This window comes from Clostridium beijerinckii HUN142, assembly GCF_000621745.1.
Taxonomy (GTDB): Bacteria; Bacillota; Clostridia; order Clostridiales; family Clostridiaceae; genus Clostridium; species Clostridium beijerinckii_A.
The window spans coordinates 151,383-170,287 of sequence record NZ_JHXK01000011.1; the positions used below are offsets into that span (position 1 = coordinate 151,383).

Below are 18,905 nucleotides of genomic sequence, written 5' to 3' on the forward strand. Positions count from 1 at the left end.
TTTAATCTGTAAATTTAAAATCCTTATTTATATCAGTAATTCTATCTTTAAACCCATCTGATGCATATACCTTGTAATTCGCGGTAGTAATTTCACAAGATACTCCTGATAACCCATTGATTAATTTTAGACCCTTTTCCTGTCCCAGCGTGAAAACTGTTGTAGTTAAAATATCTGCTAACATTCCATTATCAGGATTGTCACCATCTACCACTATTGTATCACTTATAACCCCATTATCAACTGGATATCCTGTCTTTGGATCTATAATATGATGATATCTTTTATTATCCTTTATGAAATATCTTTCATAATCACCTGATGTAGATAATGATTCATCAGATAATTTAATTACGCCCAAATATTCATTAGGATCTTCGCTTCTTGGATGCTTAATCCCAACAGACCAATCACGTTTATCTTTATTCTTCCCAAGAGCATAAATAGAGCTTGCACCTAAATTAATGAGTCCATTTTCAATATTATATTTCTTATATATCTTTAATACTTCATCAGCTGCAAATCCTTTTGCAACTCCGCCTAAATCTATAGCCATGCCTTCATCCTTTAACATTACGCTATTATCATTCTCATTAATGCTAATTTTTTCATAATCAACTAAAGGTAGCTTAGATTTTATTTCTTCATCAGAAGGCAATCTCTCATTATCGGTACCTATTCCCCATAAATTTATTATTGGCCCTAAAGTAACATCAAAAGCTCCATTACTTAATTTAGAATATTTTATGGATGTTTGGATCATCTTTATGATTTCAGGATGAACTTTAACATATTCTTTTCCTGATAAGCTATTTATTTTGTATATGTCACTAGTTTCAATGGTGGTGCTTGCCATATCATTAATCTCATCTAATCTTTTAAAGCTTTCTTCAACAGCTTCCTTTGAATTTGCTCCATAAGCGCTTAAAGTTACAGCTGTGTCCATTACGATATTACTTTTTTCATAGTATTTATTTTTACCATTACTACACCCATTAAGACTAATAATAAAAATAAAACTTATTAGCAGACATAAATTTTTTTTCATATGTTTACTCCAATCTTTAACTAACTATAAAATTTATAACCAGCAGAGATGCCTATTTTTCCATTTCTACTGGTTATACATTTAATAAATATTTTGTATTAAACCTTAATTTAATATAAAATACTATAAATTTTAAATTGTCACTTTTAGTGTATCTGAATTTTTATTAGCGATTAATTCATTCGCAACTTTTATTGCTCCTGTTGGACATTTTGCCAAACAGGTTGCTTCACTACATTTTTCAGCACATATTTTTTTATCTACTACTGCAAGATTATTCTGAACTTGAATAGCCCCATAACTGCAATTCTTTGCACAAAGTCCACAACCTATACAAGCAGCACTACATAATTTTCTAGCAACAGCTCCTTTGTCTTTTGAATTACAATCAACTTTTACTCTCGCATTTATTGATATCATTTGTATTACATTTTTAGGACATGATTCTTCACACTTACCACAGCCAGTACATTTTTTCCTATTAACAACTGGAAGCCCATTTTCACCCATTGTCATAGCCCCAAAAGGACAACTACTTACACAAGTTCCAAATCCAATACATCCATGCTTACATCCTTTTGGACCTCCTTGTATTAAGCTTGCTGCTTTACAATCGTGAATCCCTTTATAATTATAACTTAATGTTGCTTTTTCACTTGTTCCTTTGCATCTAACATGAGCTATTCTTGGTTCTACTTCTTCTGCTTTTTTACCTGTAATTTCTGCCACAAGTTTTGCTACAGCATCCTTTCCAGGAACACATAAATTTGGAGGAACCTCTTTATTAATAACCACTGCTTCTGCATATGCTGCACATCCTGCATAACCGCATGCACCACATTGTCCCTTAGGAAGAATATCTTCTACTTCATGAATTAGTGGATTCACTTCCATAGCAAATTTTCTATTTGCAAACGCTAAGATAAACCCAAAAACTGCACCAATTCCTCCAAGAACTACTAAAACCATTATAACAGTAAACATAATCTTTACTCATCTCCTTTATATCATTCCTGAAAAGCCCAGGAATGCCAATGCTAACATGCCTGCTAATATAAACGCAACCCCTGTTCCTTCTAGTGGTTTTGGCACATCTGCATAAACTAGCTTCTCCCTCAAACTTGCCATAAGTACTAAGGCCAGTGCAAATCCCATTCCTGAACCAATTGAGAACACTACACTTTTTACAAACGAGTAGTTTGACTCAACACTTAATAATGGAACTGATAATACAATACAGTTTGTGGCTATTAAAAGAAGATATATTCCCCACATGCTGTATAATGTAGGTGCTTGTTTTTTTATAATTAATTCTAATAATTGTACAAAACTTGCTATAAGTATAACAAAAACAATTGTTGTTAAAAAGGTTAAATGATATGGCAAAAGTACAAAAGTATATACAACCCATGCTAACATTGAACTCAGAGTTATAACAGAGGTAACCGCCATTCCCATACCTATTGATGCATCTAGACTTTTAGAAACTCCAAAAAATATACAAAGCCCTACAAATTTTGTTAGAACAAAATTATTCACAAGTAATGCACCTATAAACAACGTAAAATACTCTCTCATTATGCTTCACTTCCTTCTATTTTTTTGGCTTCTTTATGTGCATTGTGGAGCTTGATTGCACCTATCATATAACCGATTAGTATAAATGCACCAGCTGGTAATATCATAATTAAAGGTGCATTGTACCATGAACCTAGTATTTTAAAGCCAAGAATTGATCCGCTTCCTAAAAGCTCTCTTATTACAGATATTGAAAGCATAGCTAGTGTAAAACCACATCCCATACCAAAGCCATCTAGGAATGATGGAAAAACTTTATTTTTTGATGCGAACACCTCTGCCCTTGCAAGTATTATCGCAAAAACAACTACTAAATCCAAATAAATTCCAAGTGCACTATATAATTCAGGTGATATTGCCTGTAATGCAAGTTCTACAACCGTAACTATAGTTGCTATAAATGTGATATAAACCGGAACTCTAACTTTGGGATTCACCAATTTTCGTGTAAGCGATACAACTACATTATTACTTGTAATAACAAAAGTTACACATAAGCCCATAGTCAAACCATTGATTACTGATGATGTAACAGCTAATGCAGGACAAAGACTTAAGCATAACATAAATATTGGATTTTCATCATACAAACCCTTGCTAAAAATTTTCCACTTTTCCTTCATATTATTTACCTCCTGCAAACTCTGTTACTTCATGTACAGCATTCTTGACAGCTAACGTTACAGCTCTAGATGAAATAGTTGCTCCTGTCATAGCTTGAATATCATCTTTATCAGAAGCATCTTTTGTTACTGTTAAATTTGCTTCTTTTTTCCCTTTAAATTGACTTCTAAAAGGTTCTTTTGAAGCATTATCCCCTAGACCTGGAGTCTCATTATGTGCTAGTATCTTATAATCTATTACTTCTCCTGTAGGTGTAATAGCTACCAGCATTTTAATTTCTCCACCATATCCTCTGCTTTCTCCAGGAACTACATATGCAATTACTTTACCACCTTTTTCGGCTGTAAACCAATCAGCCTTATCTGGAACTGCCTTAAAGTTATCGGCATCACTAACTAGTGCTTTCATAGATTCTTGTTTTGATATCTCTCTCTTTTCAGCTGCAATTGGTGCCGTAACATAATATACTAGTCCTATTATTAATCCAGACGCCAAGCAAGTTATTATTAAATTTATTGCTATCTGAAAAATGGAATACTCCTTATTAATAGCATGTTCATTGGACATTTTACTACCCCCTTGCTCCAAATTGTTTTGGCTTTACAAAACGATCTATTAGTGGTGTTACAGCATTCATAAGTAAAAGTGAATAGCAAACGCCTTCTGGATACCCACCTATTAATCTAATTAATGACGTTATTACTCCAGCTCCTACAGCAAAAATTATTTGCCCTTTTAAAGTTATAGGTGCTGTAACCATATCTGTTGCCATAAAAAATGCACCTATAATTAATCCTCCAGCCATCATATGGAAAATAGGATCACCACTAAATAAACCTGAAGGCCCGAAAACCCATGTTATTATTCCTACTGTTCCTATCATGAATACAGGAACTTGCCATTTTATATATCCCTTATATATAAGATACGCGCCCCCAATTATAAGAAGTATTGTTGAAGTTTCTCCTGCACTTCCATTTCTTGTGCCAATAAACATAGCTTTATACAATTCTGTATTGCCACCAAAAGTTTCAATCAATTTAGAATATCCTTGTTGTTTTAATATGTTCAATGGTGTAGCAGAGCTAACAACATCTACTGAAGTTGTCATCTTTGTCCATGTTGTCATTGCAACTGGCCAAGATACCATTAATGCTGCTCTTCCAATATGAGCCGGATTAAAAATATTATATCCAAGCCCACCCATAGAATGCTTGGCTATTACAATGGCCACAAACGAACCCGCTATTATCATATAAACAGGTAACGTTGGAGACACACACATAGCTAGCAATAATCCAGTTAAAAATGCACTTCCGTCAAATGCTGTAATCTTCTTTTTGCGGAATTTTTGAACCAAATATTCAAAAGCAACTGCTGAAGCTGCACCAACAACTAAGTTAATTAATGCAGGGATACCAAAATAATATATAGAAAAAATAGCTGCTGGCGCTAATGCTATGTTTACATTCCACATTATCTTTGAGATTGATTCATCACAACGAATATGTGGAGATGCTGATACAGTAAAACTATTTTCCTGGGTATCAGCTTCTTTTACTTTAATTCCTTGCATTTTACTTTCTTGTACTCCAATTTCGGAACTCATTTTACCCCTTCTTCCTTTACTTTTTTTGTGCCATTGCTAAATTTTGTGATTTTGAATATTTTATATACTGAACTATGTTACGTTTTGCAGGACATGTATAAACACAACTTCCACATTCAATACAATTTAGCAAATTATATTCCTCTTTGGCCTCTTTAAATTTATGACGTTCACCTAATATGCTTAGCATACTTGGGATCAAACCCATAGGACACGCCTCAACACATCTTCCACATCTTATACAAGGGGACTCCTCACCAGAATTTATGGCATCTTTACTTAATGCTAGAATTCCAGATACACCTTTAATTACAGGAACATCTAATGAAAATTGAGCCATTCCCATCATAGGCCCTCCCATAATTAGCTTCTCTGGCGTTTTGCTAAATCCACCACAATAACTTATGGCTTCTTTAAAACTTGTTCCTATTCTTAGTAATAGATTTTTAGGTTCCTTAATTGCATCTCCTGAAACAGTAGTTACTCTTTGAATTATTGGAATGCCCTTTACTACTGCATCATAAATAGCTATAACTGTACCAACATTTTGTACAACAACTCCAACATCCATAGGCAATCCACCCGATGGAACTTCTCGACTTGTAAGCACTTTTATAAGCATCTTTTCTGCACCTTGAGGATACTTTGTAGGCAGTGCTACAATATCAACAGATGTTCCTTTGAAAGCCTCTTTCATAGCTTTTACTGCCTCTGGCTTATTATCTTCTATTCCTATAATCCCTTTGCTCACTCCTAGTGTTTTCATAGCTATCTTAACTCCAGTTACTATACGGTCAGAATATTCAATCATCATCCTATAGTCTGCTGTCAAGTATGGCTCACATTCAGCGGCATTTACTATAAATGTATCAACTTCCTTATTAGGCGAAAGTTTAACATGTGTAGGAAACGTAGCGCCACCCATTCCGACTATTCCAGAATTCTTTATAATATCAAGAACTTCTTTCTTCTCAAGCTTTTCCCAATCCCGTTCTAATGGTATCCCATCAACCCACTCATCTAAGCCATCGCTTTTAATAACAACTGACAAGCATTTGACTAATGATGTATGTGGCATTTCTGCGATACTTGTAACTTTTCCTGAAATTGATGCATGTATTGGACTATGCATAAACGCTTCACTATTTGCTATAACTTGTCCTTTTTTGACCATATCACCGACTTTAACTATAGGTGTACATGGTGCTCCAATATGTTGACTCATAGGAATAATTACCGTTTCAGGTAATGGTGGTAATTCAATGGCTTTGTCAGAAGTATACTTTTTACTGTCCTTCGGATGAATTCCTCCAAGAAAACTTTTTAACATTAATAATCGCCTCACAAACCTCTTAAGAATAAATTATTTACAATTAAATTTACATAACTACAATAATTCGTAAGATAATATTTATAATACAAGTAAATAATATTTACAATATAAGTAATATATACTTGAATAATTAATAGTTCATCAATTTTTTATTTAAATATCGGGAAATAAATTTATCATAAAATGCGAATAATTACTGGCTTGGACTTTTCATTTGCAGCACTTGCCTTATCGAAATACTTTACAACAACAATAGATAACGCAAATATAACTACTCCACCAATCACTTGGAACATAAATTTATTAACTCCTATATACTGACCTATAATCCCTCCTAACATCACACCAATAAATAAAGCAATTAGCGGCAAGATAAATACAATAAAGGCGGCCCTCAGAACATTGGTTTCCTTTATTTCAAGAATTACTCTTTGCCCTGGCTTTGCCCCTATTTTATTATTCGCCTCTAAGATTAAACTTTCGCTTCCTGGGCAAGCACCACAGTTTTTGCAATCACTATGTCTGCCAACTTTAATTCTTGCCGAATTTCCAACCACCTCAATTACTAGGCCTTGTTCTGTTTTCATCGTTATCAAACTCCTTAAAATTGCTTATAACTTATTACACGAACATATTTCTATTAATTTTCATCCGCTCAAAAAATATAACATGAAATATCACCTCACAAATATACGTTTTCATAACATTCAATATAATACATAAAATGTAATACCTTATTAATTAATGAATTATTTGGTATTTTGTTTTATTATAAACCTTTATTTTTTCAATTTAAAGGGTAGTTTTTAAATTAACATTTTCAAGACGTTAATTCTTTAACATTCAAACTCCCAGTTGAAATTTAAATAGGTCGATTATTTAAACATTAATTAGCAATTCACTATTTTTACTTAATAAGAAATACACATTTCACTTCAATCTCTTTGTTAAGTTTTGGGTAAATTATTGATATTTTTTTAACATAGTTTTGCAATTAATTAAAAACACTTTCAGACTAAACCTTTAATGCTTTAAAATTTGTACATTATTTTTAGCTTTTGGATAAACTATTAAAGTATAATAAGTTTTAATAAATAAATTTAGACTTTACTTAGAAAGGAGAATTATTTTGATTGAGATTAAGGAAGGTAACCATAAATTTTACATCGGAGATAACGAAGATAATATAAAAGCTGTAGTAACATATATAGATAGTGGAGAAAATAACATTATACTTGATCACACTTTTGTATCACAAGAGCTTAGAGGCAAGAATATTGGTCAGCAACTGGTCAAAAGAGTTGTTGACTTTGCTAGAGAAAATAACAAAAAGATAATACCACAATGTTGGTTTGCAGAGGAGGAATTTGTTTCACATAAAGAATATGAAGATGTTTGGTTCAGATAATATTTAGACATTTCATGATTATTTTCATTTATTCAAGAATACATTAAAATTATTTAAAGAGAGTTAGTATAGTTAACTCTCTCTAAATTAGTTGATACTTTATTGTATAGTTAAATTTCATATTTATTTAGCATTCTAAGTTCTTTTCTAACTCTTCGCTACCAAGTTTTTTTACTCTTATATAATATGCAGTCATCAGAATCAATTCAGCTCCAAGCCAGGCAGCAACTTCTGCAAAATAAATTCCTGTTTCTCCTATTAATAAAGGCAAAAAGAGCGCTACTGAAATACGCATGCATAATTCAACAATCCCCGAAATCATTGGTATAATAGTATCTCCCATTCCTTGTAATGCATTTCTATAAATATGAAGCATATACAATATAAATAACATACTGCTCATAACCATTAGATATTTGTGTGCCACATCTGTTACTAACTCAACTTCTGCTGGACTTCCCGATATGAACATCAGTACAAAATAGCGTCCAAAGAAAAATATTATTAAAGAAAGAGCAATAGATGTTCCAACAGTCATTTTTAAAGCTGAATTCATTCCTTTATGTATACGATCATATTTTTTAGCTCCTAAATTTTGACCTGTGAATGTAGACATTGCATAACCTAACGCAACTGCTACTAATTCCAATATTCCATAGAGTTTATTTGTAGCTGTAAATCCTGCTACAAATACAAATCCAAATCCATTTATAACATATTGAACCACAAGGCCACCGAATCCTATGATTCCATTTTGAAAGGATATTGGCGTCCCTAAAAAAATTAATTTTCTTATCATAACCATATCGATTTTAAAATCTTTAGCAGTAATTTTTAGTATTGATAACTGTCTAACACTATTTACACAATATATAAACGAAAATATTTGTGCTATTACAGTTGCTATAGCGGGTCCCTTAATTCCCCACTTAAATACAACTACAAACAAAATATCCAATAATACATTAATTGCAGAAGCTACAACCATAGCAATAAGTGGTGTACGACTATTTCCTAAAGCTCTTAATATTGCTGAACACGTATTATAAGCTAAAATTGCAGGTATTCCACAAAAAGCAACTATTAGAAATGAAAGCGAATCGTTAATAATATTTTCTGGAGTATTTAATACTATTAATATAGGCCTTACAGCAAGTAATGAAATTATTGTCATAAGAATTCCTAAAATGGTTGCAAGTATTATGGCCATTGTAACCGTCTTACGCAATTTTTTTATATTATTTTCTCCAAAGTATTGTGAAATAAGTATGGAAAAGCCTTGTGTAAAGCCAATTATCATATCAATTACCATCCAATTAAGCCACGCACCTGAACCTACAGCAGCTAAAGCTTCAACACCTATAAACTTTCCTATAACTATAGTATCCACGATTGTATATAATTGCTGAAATATATTACCAAAAATTAATGGTAATGCGAAAATAAAAATAAGCTTCGAAGGTTTTCCTTCCGTCATATCTTTTATCTTACCACTCATTTTGTCCTTTCCCCCTTATGTCAATTAATTACATTAATTATTCCATTTATCTATTATCTCATACTCTAATATGAAAAAAAGATATTACATCATTCTTTGTGATTTTCACCAAATTTAATTATTGCCTTTTATAATATTATAAAAAACAAAAGCCTTCTTCATAAAGAGTATACAAACAATACATTATTATTTGTATACTCCTTATGAAAAAGGTCTTCTACTTCCCATTAGCTCTGGTGGATTTATGCACCAATTGTTGCTAACATTATTGCTTTTATAGAATGCATTCTATTTTCTGCTTCGTCAAATACTACAGATTGTTTTCCTTCGAATACTTCATCCGTAACTTCCAATGCAGTAATGCCAAATTTTTCTCCTACATCTTTTCCCACTTTAGTTTTTAAATCATGGTAAGCCGGTAAACAATGCATAAATATTGCGTTTTCATTTGCATTATCCATAACATCCTTGTTTACTTGATATGGGAGCAACAATTTTAATCTACTTTCCCAAACTTCATCTGGTTCACCCATTGATACCCATACATCGGTATAGATTACATCTGCATTTTCAGTTCCTTTATCAACATCTTCCGTTAAAGTTATCGTAGCTCCAGTTTCCTGAGCTATTTCCTTACATTTTCCTACTAAATTTTCTGAAGGAAATAATTCTTTAGGTGCACAAGCAGTGAAATTTAGTCCCATCTTTGCACAAGCTACCATTAGAGAGTTCCCCATGTTATTTCTTGCATCACCCATATAAACAAAATTAACACCTTTTAATCTTCCAAGTTTTTCTTCTATCGTTAGAAGATCTGCAATCATTTGAGTCGGATGGAATTCATCTGTTAATCCATTCCATACCGGAACTCCTGCATACTTAGCTAATTCTTCGACTATTTCCTGACTAAAACCTCTATACTCTATTCCATCATACATTCTTCCAAGAACCCTTGCAGTGTCTGCAATACTTTCTTTCTTCCCCATTTGGGATCCTGCTGAATCTAGGTATGTAACTCCCATCCCTAAATCTCTTCCGGCTACTTCAAACGAACATCTTGTTCTTGTGGATGTCTTTTCAAATAACAGTACTATGTTCTTACCTTTCAACTTATCATGTAAAATTCCAGTTCTTTTCAATGTTTTTAACTCCTTAGATAAATCTAACAAATATCTAATCTCTTCTGGTTTAAAATCTAATAACTTTAAAAAACTTCTTCCCCTTAAATTTACTGCCATGCTTACTCTCCTTCTATCTATAATATTTTTATAAATAAAAAATTTATTGTATTTAGTATATATATTGTAAATAAGCTTATACATTAAAATTTAGTATATACTATGACCTTATTATTTTAAATCATATATATTATTACAATACATATGTATTTAATAATCTTTTATTTAATACATATACTATTTCCACATGTATAATTATACAATAAACAGTATTATTATTCAATGTTTTGATACTATTTATTTATATATGCATTGTAGTAATTTTTTTACGTTTAAATTTCTAATAAGCTAAGTGCTGAACTAAAACTAAAATACAGAAACCTGATTACGACATATACGTAAAATAAAGTAAAGTTATATTTCATATAGTCTTAGAATCTATTTTAGCTTCTATAATTCCTTATATAACAAAAAAAAGACCAGTCAATAACTGATCTTCTTTGATTATTATTATTAAAGCTTATTTTCTATAACTCATGTTATATTTTCTGAATCTTAAGATATTAATATTTATTTAATTTTACTTGGAATGTGTAAGAGTTTCTATTATAGTTGCTTCTTGATCAGCTGTTATTGTTCCTGCTGTCACTAATCCATCTAATTTAGTTTTTACCATATCTTTATGTTTTTCAACTCCTTCGGATTTTTCTTTTTCTCCTACAGCTTTTTCTTGTGGTTTCAATGCATTCTCTATTGCTGTTTCTTTATCTGAAGTTAATGTACCTGCTGTCACCAAACTATCTAAAACTGATTTAAAGTTCCCTTTTGTATTTTCAAGTGCTGTTTCTATTGCTGTCTGCTCATCTGCTGTTATTATTCCAGATGCTACTAAATCTGATAGTTTAGTCTTAAAGAACTCTTTATGTCCTCCATTTTTAGCTTCTGACTTTAATGCATTTTCTATTGCTGTCTCTTTGTCTGAAGTTAGTGTTCCTGCCGTTACCAAACTATCCAAAACTGCTTTAAAGTTCCCTTTTCCATTTTCAAGTGCTGTTTCTATTTCTGTCTGCTCATCTGCTGTTATTGTTCCAGATGTCACTAAATCTGATAGTTTAGTCTTAAAGAACTCTTTATGTCCTCCATTTTTAGCTTCTGACTTTAATGCATTTTCTATTGCTGTCTCTTTGTCTGAAGTTAGTGTTCCTGCCGTTACCAAACTATCCAAAACTGTTTTAAAGTTCCCTTTCGTATTTTCAAGAGCTGTTTCTATTGCTGTCTGCTCATTTGCTGTTATTGTTCCAGATGTTACTAAATCTGATAGTTTAGTTTTAAGAAAATCTTTATGTCCTCCATTTTTAAATCCATCTTGTGGCATTAAGGCTTGCTTAATAGCAGTTTCTTCATCTGAAGTTATAGATCCTGCTGTTACTAAAGAATCTAATTTAGCTTGGAATCCATTTGCTCTACCTTGATGTTGAACTGCTGATCTAGTATTTGCAACATTTATAGAATCTGCAGCAAATACTCCTGTACTCGCAGATACTACCATGCTTGCTAAAATAACGCCTGTCATAACTTTACTCTTAATACTTTTATTTTTCATTTAAATTACTTCCTTTCAAATATGTTATTTTGCATTTCAATTACTTATTTATTAATTTATCTTTTCTTAATTATATAAAAGGATTTTTACAGTTTTGTCACAGAATTTAGTCAAAAATGTTACAATAACAAAAAGATTCCATAATTCTTTATTTTATTATGTAAAATCAAGCAATTAGGAATCTTATATTTTTTGAATATAAGATGGTTGATTATACCACTTTAGAAGAGTATAATTTTTTAGAATGTGAATTTGCAGCTTGTTATAATTACATAATTGTGCATTGTAAGGGAGATACATGTGTATGACTAAGAATTCAGTAAATAAGTACTTATTTAAATTAAAAACAAATACAAATAACCAGCCCAATAAAAAGAATATTTTAATTCTATTGATATTAATTGTTATATCTTTAGCTAGTTTGCTTTTTATTTCTACTAATGAAAATTTATACGGCAACCCAATAGCTAAAATAACATCAATAACTGAAAATGAATCTAAAGAAGAAAATTCTACTGGAAAAATAGAACCTATGAAGAACCAAAAAATTGAAGCGGTTATCATGAATGGTATGTTTAAAGGAAACTTTGTTCAACTTGATAATACAACATCATTTTCTCAAGTTAACGACTTAGATTTAAAAGTAAATGATGAAATTTTTATATCACTACAAAGCAATGATAACCACGAAATAATTTCTGCGAAAATTCTAGAACTAAAGAGGGACAAATATGTTATTTATATGATTAACATTTTCATAGCTTTAATATTGCTTGTTGGAGGAATGAAAGGTTTTAAATCTTTAGTAAGTGTTATTATTAATATTTTAATTGTATTTTCAATAATTGGGTTATTTTCCAAAGGCTGTGATTTAGCTATAATTTCTATAATAGGAAGTATACTTTTTATAATTTCTTCTTTATTGATAGTATCAGGAAAAAATAAAAAAACAGCTTCTGCTATAATTGGAACTTTAGTTGGTACCTTAACATCCATGCTAATAGCTAGTATTGTAATAAATTTAAATAATTGGAGCGGAATTCACTTTGAAGAAATGGAATTTCTTACTCATCCTCCAGAAAAGATATTTTTCATCGAACTTATTATAGGTACACTAGGTGGAATAATGGATATTGCAATTTCTATATCTTCTGCTATAGATGAGCTATATTATAAAAACCCTAATATTGATAGTAAATTAATAATTAAATCTGCAAGAGAAATTGGACAAGATATTATGGGAACAATGTCAAACACATTAGTTTTTGCTTATCTAAGCGGCAGTATGCCAATTATATTACTTCTACTTAGAAACGGGTTACCTATAACTTATATTATAAATATAAATCTTTCTCTAGAATTTATGAGAGCACTTATCGGAAGCATAGGAATAGTTTTAAGTATTCCTATTACAATTTTTACATCTATTGTTATTCTTAAAAACCATAAGATTGGAGAAGCCTAAGATCATGAATATAGTACTAATATTATTAATCATTTTGTTTATTCTTATGACAATTGTTGGAGGCACAAGAGGAATCAAATCATTTTTTACTTTAATTCTAAATTTTTTTACGTTCTTCTTTATGCTTATTCTAATCGGCGCCAAAATTGATCCTATTAAAGTTACTTTTATTTGTGCTATTTTTATTAGTTTTTTTAGTTTATTTTTTATTAATGGTTTTAACAAAAAAACATTTTCTTCTTTATTATCTGTTATAATAGTTATTTTCTTAGTCATGTTTATAACATATAATATGAGCCTAAATGCTCAAATACAAGGCTTCAGTAATGAACAGGCAGAAACTGTTGCATTCCTTTCCCTATATGTTCAATTAAACTTTTCAAAAATTGTAATATGTGAAATTCTAATTGGGCTATTGGGAGCAATTATAGACGTTTCTATATCAATATCATCATCAATGAATGAAATTTATAAAAATGATCCTGCATCAACAAAAAGCAGCTTATTTAAATCTGGAATGAATATTGGTAAAGATATTTTAGGAACTATGACTAATACTCTGCTTTTTGCATATATAAGCGGATTTATGACATTAATAATATATTTTAATGAACTTAATTACCCTATTTCTACCATTATAAACGAAAAAGTTTTTTGTTCTGAAGTATTCCAAGTTTTAAGCTGCGGAATAGGTATTATTCTTATAATTCCTATTACTGCATTAATCTCTTCAAGGCTTTTGATTTTAAATATTCACTCAAAGAAAAATACACCTGCATAAACGTCATTTCATTTATTGTAAGCAATAAAAAAACTATTTTGTTATCTACTATCTTGAATATTAGATAATAAAATAGTTTTTTTTACTATGTATTAAATTAGAATTCAATTAACTTAAGCTAAACTTCTTATATATTTTCCAAGTTCCTTCTTCCCATTTGTAAATAGTTATATTATCAAAGCTGCACTTAAACTCGCAATCATATTGATGAACGTAATCCCAAACTTTGTTGTAAATAGGATTTAGATTTTTTGACGCTAAAGTTACATGAAAGGTTTTATTTTTACCATCTTTTCTATCAAATTTAATATATGGTATGTCATTTATTTTATCTATTAATCTATCATGAACTTCTTTTGCTTCCTTAGACATATTTACTTTCATAAAAATAACTCTGTCATAAAAATGATCGTAACCATCAATTATAAATGGTTCTGCTTTTTCCTCTTTGATAAATTCCTCGAGAACATTATTTAAGTCAGTGATTTCATCATCATATTCAAAAGGTGCTTTAATTGTAAAATGTGCAGGGAGCTTAGATGACTTCGCCTTAAAATTTCTAAAAAGTTCTTCTCTCAAATTATTATTAAACTCTCCTGCTTTACCATTTATTACACAGACCATTACATATCTCATATCTATTTCTCCTTACATAATCAAACTTACTGTAATTAAATTTATAGTTTATAATCAAATTCTCCTTTATAATTTTATTTTTTCATTACAATAAAATATTATGTAAATATTTATTAGTATTATTATACTATCAATTTATGTGATAAAGCCTCAATAACTATAAATTCCTTATCTTAGCAACTATTTTATCATATACTTTCTTCATATGTGTTTCATTAGAAAATAAATTTATTTCATCAATAGGTATCCATTTAACATCACTATTTTCATCTGGCTTAACAACAAGTTCCTCATTCTCATCAGCTTCAATAAGATATGCTAGAGAAGCATGTAAATGTGGAGAAACAAATTCCCCTTTTTTTATATGCCCAAAAACAGGTAAAATATCTATTGAAACTATTTCACTATTAATAGGCACTAAATTTTTTACACCAGTTTCCTCCTCCGCTTCTTTAATTGCAACAAACAGTAAATTCTTTTCTCCATCAGCATGCCCACCTGTCCAGGACCATGAATTATATATATTGTGATGAACCATTAAAACCTTGTCCCTAGTTTTATTTAATACAAACGCTGAACTTGTCATATGTATGATTTCATTATTTCTAGTTAAAATATCATCAAATATTCTGGAATACTTTAAAATAATTTCCTTATCCTTCGTTTCCTGTTCATTGCAAGGTTTGTATCCTTTTACTGAATCAATCCACTCCATAATTTACCTCACTTTCGCTAATTTTATATGATCTATAAACTACTATACCATGTATTTTAAGTGTTTCAAGCTATTACAAAAGTCTTCTAAATTGGTCATTATTTCATATTTGACATACCATTGACACAATAATGATATATATTATACTTGAGATGATAATTTAAACATTATTATTTCTCCCCATAATTAATAATTATATAAATGCTAACAAAGGTATAAATAATGACTTATTCCCCTAAATAGGTCATTATTTATATTTTGCATTTAATGAATAAAAGATTTTTAAATATAAATAATATTAACAAGTAAGTAATATTATTTATATGATTTCAAGAGGTGAAGAAAATGCTTAATGCTTTAAGTTATATAGGAAGTAAGCTTAATGATTTAAATATCATTTGGGGTGTTGGGGGATCAGTATTATTAAGTCATTTTGGAATTACAGATAAACCTGATGATATATATATTTTTATTGATATAAATGACATTGAAAAAGTTGATAAAATACTTAACGATATTAGTAATGAAACACTAACTAAAGAAAGTAAATTATATTCACCAAAATACTTTCACAGATCTATTATAGGAGGCTTTGAAGTTAACATAATATCAGGTTTAAAGATTAATCATAGCAATGGCACATTCAAATATATTTTTCATTCTGACTCAATCCCAGAATTAACGAAAATTAATGAGATAGATATCCCACTAATGTCCTTGGAAGATTGGTATGTAATTTACCAATTAAGTCCCAACAAAAAAGAAAAAGCGAAACTAATAGAAGTATATCTATTAACAAATGAAATAAGAAATCCTAATTTATTAGAAAGGTCATTAAGAGGTGACCTGCCAATAGAATTAATAAGTAAAATTGAAAGAATGTTAATATGATTCAAACTTCTAATTTTAACAGTCCATGTATAGTGGTTTATATGATAAACATCCATTTCTGGTTTTAGAATAACTGGAATAGCTCGATGAATTGAATACATTTGAAATTTATAACTTGATAGAAATTCGTTTAATTTCTTTTCATTTTCAAAAAGGATATGAATAATATCACATCCTTTTTGTTTCTGGTATTTAATTTAGTCAAAAAAAAGTCTATTTCTTACTGGTGATTCACCTCTTGTTGTTCCTCCGGTTCCTGCTCCACCACCTGTTGTTCCTCCGGTTCCCATGCCGCCGCATGTTGTTCCTCCGGTTCCCATGCCACCGCCTGTTGTTCCTCCGGTTCCCATGCCACCGCTTGTTGTTCCTCCGGTTCCTGTGCCACCGCCTGTTGTTCCTCCAGTGCTTGGTCCACCTAACAAAGTAGATGCTCCTGTATTTTGCCACTGTTGAACTTGGGTAATTGCTTCCTGAGGAGTTTTTCCTAAGCCAACAAGCACTCCTAATAAAATAGCTTTTTGATATGAACGTCGTGCACCACTACCCTGTGATCCTGTTCCTTGATTAGTATCATTTAAAGAATAACTCACTATTGGCTCAATATATCTAATCCAATCATCTGGTCTAAAATTCGATGTATTCTGCTTCACTTGCCTCTTCATATTTTCATTGATATCAAAATTCATTGCACCCATATTATCATCTATTAGTATTCCAACCTTAGGTGCATTATTAAGAATTTCCATCATTCCATGACAAGAATTAAATTGCTCTGTTAAATCTTGACCCGCATCAAGCCCATAGTGTGTCCCTCCGTTCCAGTTTGATTTGTTACTTACATCGTAAACTACACCTTCTATAGCTACATAAGCGGGCTTTCCTCCTCTTCCATTATATTGTGACAACTCATCTAATGTAAGTTCTTTAGGTTGCCTATACGAATTACTTCCTGTAAGTTCATTAATAGTTTTTAAATCAAAATAAATAGACATAAATACCTCTCAAATATTTTTACCTATAAAATATATGCCGTTTCCTTGAAATAAATTCCTAAAAAAGTACTTAAACTATAAATAATAAAAATATTCCATTTAGTTATTTCATTCTTTTTGTTCACAAACTGTACAATAATATTATGACTTTGCTTAATATTTCATAGATTTTCTTAACATATATACAAAAAAAATTAAATATTTTTGATATATTCTAAACTTTACTAGATTTTTCAGCAATTATATAGTAATATAGATATACTAAATTTGAATTTTTTTCAAGTGATGTATACTTTTTTTAAAATAGTATAACATTATATTATTTATAGTATACAATATATTTCTTTCATTTTTAGATATCTATAATTTTATACAAGGGGGCTTTACAATGAGTTTTGTAAATGTAAGAAAAATACCATCTCCAGAGGAAATAAAGGAAATTACTCCTCTAGCTGATAATCTAAAAAGGATTAAATCAGAAAGAGATGAAGAAATTAAGCAAATATTTTCAGGCAATAGTGATAAGTTTGTAGTTATAATAGGACCTTGCTCAGCAGATGATGAAAATTCTGTTTGCGACTATGTTAACAGACTTGCAAAAGTAAATGAAAAAGTTAAAGATAAGCTTTTTATTGTTCCTAGAATTTATACAAATAAGCCTAGAACTACTGGTGAGGGATACAAAGGAATGTTTCATCAACCAGATCCTGAAAAATCACCTAATATTCTTGAAGGATTGATTTCAATCAGAAAGATGTTTATTCGCGCTATAGAAGAATCGGGTTTAACTCCAGCAGATGAAATGCTTTATCCTTCGAATTATATGTACTGTGATGATTTACTTACTTACGTAGCTATTGGAGCAAGAAGCGTTGAAAATCAACAGCATAGACTTACAGCCAGTGGTATTGATGTACCCGTTGGTATGAAAAATCCAACAAGTGGAGACTTATCAGTAATGTTTAACTCAATCCAAGCGGCTCATGCAAAACATAACTTTTTATATAGGCACAATGAAGTAAATACTACTGGTAATCCTTATGCGCATGCAATTATGCGTGGTTCAGTTAATAAGCATGGGAATAATATTCCTAATTATCACTACGAAGATTTAATGAGAGTTTCTGAACTATATGGAGAATGTAACTTTCCATATCCGGCAGTAATTGTTGATGCAAATCATGCTAACTCTATGAAGAAATTTGCTGAACAACCCCGTATAGTTAAAGAAATCCTCTATAGCAGAGGATATAATAATGATTTAAAAAAATTAGTTAAGGGTGTTATGATTGAAAGTTACATAGAAGAAGGATCTCAAAAAATTGATGAACATATTTATGGTAAATCAATTACTGACCCTTGCTTAGGTTGGGCTGCTACTGAGCAACTACTTTACTATATTGCAGAACAAGTTTAATACAATATGGTAATTAAATAGTACCAAGTCAGTATGATAAAATTTTTATACTGACTTGGCACTATTTAGTGCTAATTATATGTAATTAATTAAAAGTGTCGGCTTTAAATTTGGATTTTTATATATAGA

General features: G+C 30.5%; 19 protein-coding genes. 5 read left to right on the forward strand and 14 right to left on the reverse strand.

What is annotated here, in order from left to right; genetic code table 11:
* Window position 1: 1 nt before the first annotated feature.
* From T483_RS0106250 to T483_RS0106285, 8 genes are all read right to left on the reverse strand, one after another.
* Window positions 2–1,048, reverse strand: a complete 1,047-nt coding sequence (locus T483_RS0106250; RefSeq protein WP_026886073.1) for an FAD:protein FMN transferase — start codon at window positions 1,046–1,048, stop codon at window positions 2–4.
* Between the two features lie 132 nt (window positions 1,049–1,180).
* On the reverse strand, window positions 1,181–2,032 hold the full coding sequence (rnfB, locus tag T483_RS0106255; protein ID WP_026886074.1) for an RnfABCDGE type electron transport complex subunit B: 852 nt from the start codon (window positions 2,030–2,032) through the stop codon (window positions 1,181–1,183).
* Between the two features lie 18 nt (window positions 2,033–2,050).
* On the reverse strand, window positions 2,051–2,626 hold the full coding sequence (locus T483_RS0106260) for an electron transport complex protein RnfA (RefSeq protein ID WP_026886075.1): 576 nt from the start codon (window positions 2,624–2,626) through the stop codon (window positions 2,051–2,053).
* Window positions 2,626–3,249, reverse strand: a complete 624-nt coding sequence (rsxE, locus tag T483_RS0106265; protein WP_026886076.1) for an electron transport complex subunit RsxE — start codon at window positions 3,247–3,249, stop codon at window positions 2,626–2,628. Before rsxE ends, T483_RS0106260 begins: the two co-directional genes overlap by 1 nt.
* 1 nt (window position 3,250) lies before the next feature.
* Entirely contained in the window at window positions 3,251–3,817 is a 567-nt protein-coding gene (locus T483_RS0106270; protein ID WP_026886077.1) for an RnfABCDGE type electron transport complex subunit G, read from the reverse strand.
* A gap of 4 nt (window positions 3,818–3,821) precedes the next feature.
* The gene (locus T483_RS0106275) at window positions 3,822–4,859 is read right to left on the reverse strand and encodes an RnfABCDGE type electron transport complex subunit D (RefSeq protein WP_035790045.1); all 1,038 of its coding nucleotides are present in this window, start codon (window positions 4,857–4,859) and stop codon (window positions 3,822–3,824) included.
* 16 nt (window positions 4,860–4,875) lie between these two features.
* Window positions 4,876–6,189, reverse strand: a complete 1,314-nt coding sequence (gene rsxC, locus T483_RS0106280) for an electron transport complex subunit RsxC (protein WP_026886079.1) — start codon at window positions 6,187–6,189, stop codon at window positions 4,876–4,878.
* Between the two features lie 179 nt (window positions 6,190–6,368).
* Window positions 6,369–6,779 carry a SoxR reducing system RseC family protein gene (locus tag T483_RS0106285; RefSeq protein WP_026886080.1) on the reverse strand — a complete coding sequence of 137 codons (411 nt, stop codon included), beginning with the start codon at window positions 6,777–6,779 and terminating at the stop codon, window positions 6,369–6,371.
* A 503-nt stretch (window positions 6,780–7,282) separates the two neighbouring features.
* On the opposite strand from T483_RS0106285, the gene T483_RS0106290 reads away from it, so the two are divergent.
* Window positions 7,283–7,600 (forward strand): GNAT family N-acetyltransferase, encoded by a 318-nt coding sequence (locus tag T483_RS0106290; protein ID WP_080696933.1) that lies wholly within the window; start codon window positions 7,283–7,285, stop codon window positions 7,598–7,600.
* A gap of 127 nt (window positions 7,601–7,727) precedes the next feature.
* On the opposite strand, the gene T483_RS0106295 is transcribed toward T483_RS0106290, so the two are convergent.
* The 3 genes from T483_RS0106295 to T483_RS0106305 form a co-directional block, all read right to left on the reverse strand.
* A complete protein-coding gene (locus tag T483_RS0106295) occupies window positions 7,728–9,098 on the reverse strand; it encodes an MATE family efflux transporter (RefSeq protein ID WP_026886082.1) in 1,371 nt (456 codons plus the stop codon).
* Between the two features lie 242 nt (window positions 9,099–9,340).
* On the reverse strand, window positions 9,341–10,336 hold the full coding sequence (gene argF / locus T483_RS0106300; protein ID WP_026886083.1) for an ornithine carbamoyltransferase: 996 nt from the start codon (window positions 10,334–10,336) through the stop codon (window positions 9,341–9,343).
* A gap of 520 nt (window positions 10,337–10,856) precedes the next feature.
* Entirely contained in the window at window positions 10,857–11,879 is a 1,023-nt protein-coding gene (locus T483_RS0106305) for a hypothetical protein (protein WP_026886084.1), read from the reverse strand.
* A 304-nt stretch (window positions 11,880–12,183) separates the two neighbouring features.
* On the opposite strand from T483_RS0106305, the gene T483_RS0106310 reads away from it, so the two are divergent.
* Together T483_RS0106310 and T483_RS0106315 are read left to right on the forward strand one after the other, a co-directional pair.
* Window positions 12,184–13,344 carry a YibE/F family protein gene (locus T483_RS0106310; protein ID WP_026886085.1) on the forward strand — a complete coding sequence of 387 codons (1,161 nt, stop codon included), beginning with the start codon at window positions 12,184–12,186 and terminating at the stop codon, window positions 13,342–13,344.
* Between the two features lie 4 nt (window positions 13,345–13,348).
* Entirely contained in the window at window positions 13,349–14,125 is a 777-nt protein-coding gene (locus tag T483_RS0106315) for a YibE/F family protein (RefSeq protein ID WP_026886086.1), read from the forward strand.
* 108 nt (window positions 14,126–14,233) lie between these two features.
* Here T483_RS0106315 and T483_RS0106320 read toward each other — a convergent pair whose 3' ends face one another.
* Window positions 14,234–14,761 (reverse strand): 2'-5' RNA ligase family protein, encoded by a 528-nt coding sequence (locus tag T483_RS0106320; protein ID WP_026886087.1) that lies wholly within the window; start codon window positions 14,759–14,761, stop codon window positions 14,234–14,236.
* A 157-nt stretch (window positions 14,762–14,918) separates the two neighbouring features.
* Window positions 14,919–15,476: an NUDIX hydrolase gene (locus tag T483_RS0106325; RefSeq protein ID WP_026886088.1), complete on the reverse strand. Its 558-nt coding sequence runs from the start codon at window positions 15,474–15,476 to the stop codon at window positions 14,919–14,921.
* A 345-nt stretch (window positions 15,477–15,821) separates the two neighbouring features.
* Between T483_RS0106325 and T483_RS0106330 the strand changes: the two genes are divergently transcribed.
* Window positions 15,822–16,367 (forward strand): hypothetical protein, encoded by a 546-nt coding sequence (locus T483_RS0106330; RefSeq protein ID WP_026886089.1) that lies wholly within the window; start codon window positions 15,822–15,824, stop codon window positions 16,365–16,367.
* A gap of 197 nt (window positions 16,368–16,564) precedes the next feature.
* Here T483_RS0106330 and T483_RS0106335 read toward each other — a convergent pair whose 3' ends face one another.
* Window positions 16,565–17,359, reverse strand: a complete 795-nt coding sequence (locus T483_RS0106335) for a cytochrome b5 domain-containing protein (RefSeq protein ID WP_026886090.1) — start codon at window positions 17,357–17,359, stop codon at window positions 16,565–16,567.
* Window positions 17,360–17,747: 388 nt separating this feature from the next.
* Between T483_RS0106335 and T483_RS0106340 the strand changes: the two genes are divergently transcribed.
* Window positions 17,748–18,776: a 3-deoxy-7-phosphoheptulonate synthase gene (locus T483_RS0106340; RefSeq protein WP_026886091.1), complete on the forward strand. Its 1,029-nt coding sequence runs from the start codon at window positions 17,748–17,750 to the stop codon at window positions 18,774–18,776.
* The last annotated feature ends 129 nt before the right edge of the window (window positions 18,777–18,905 follow it).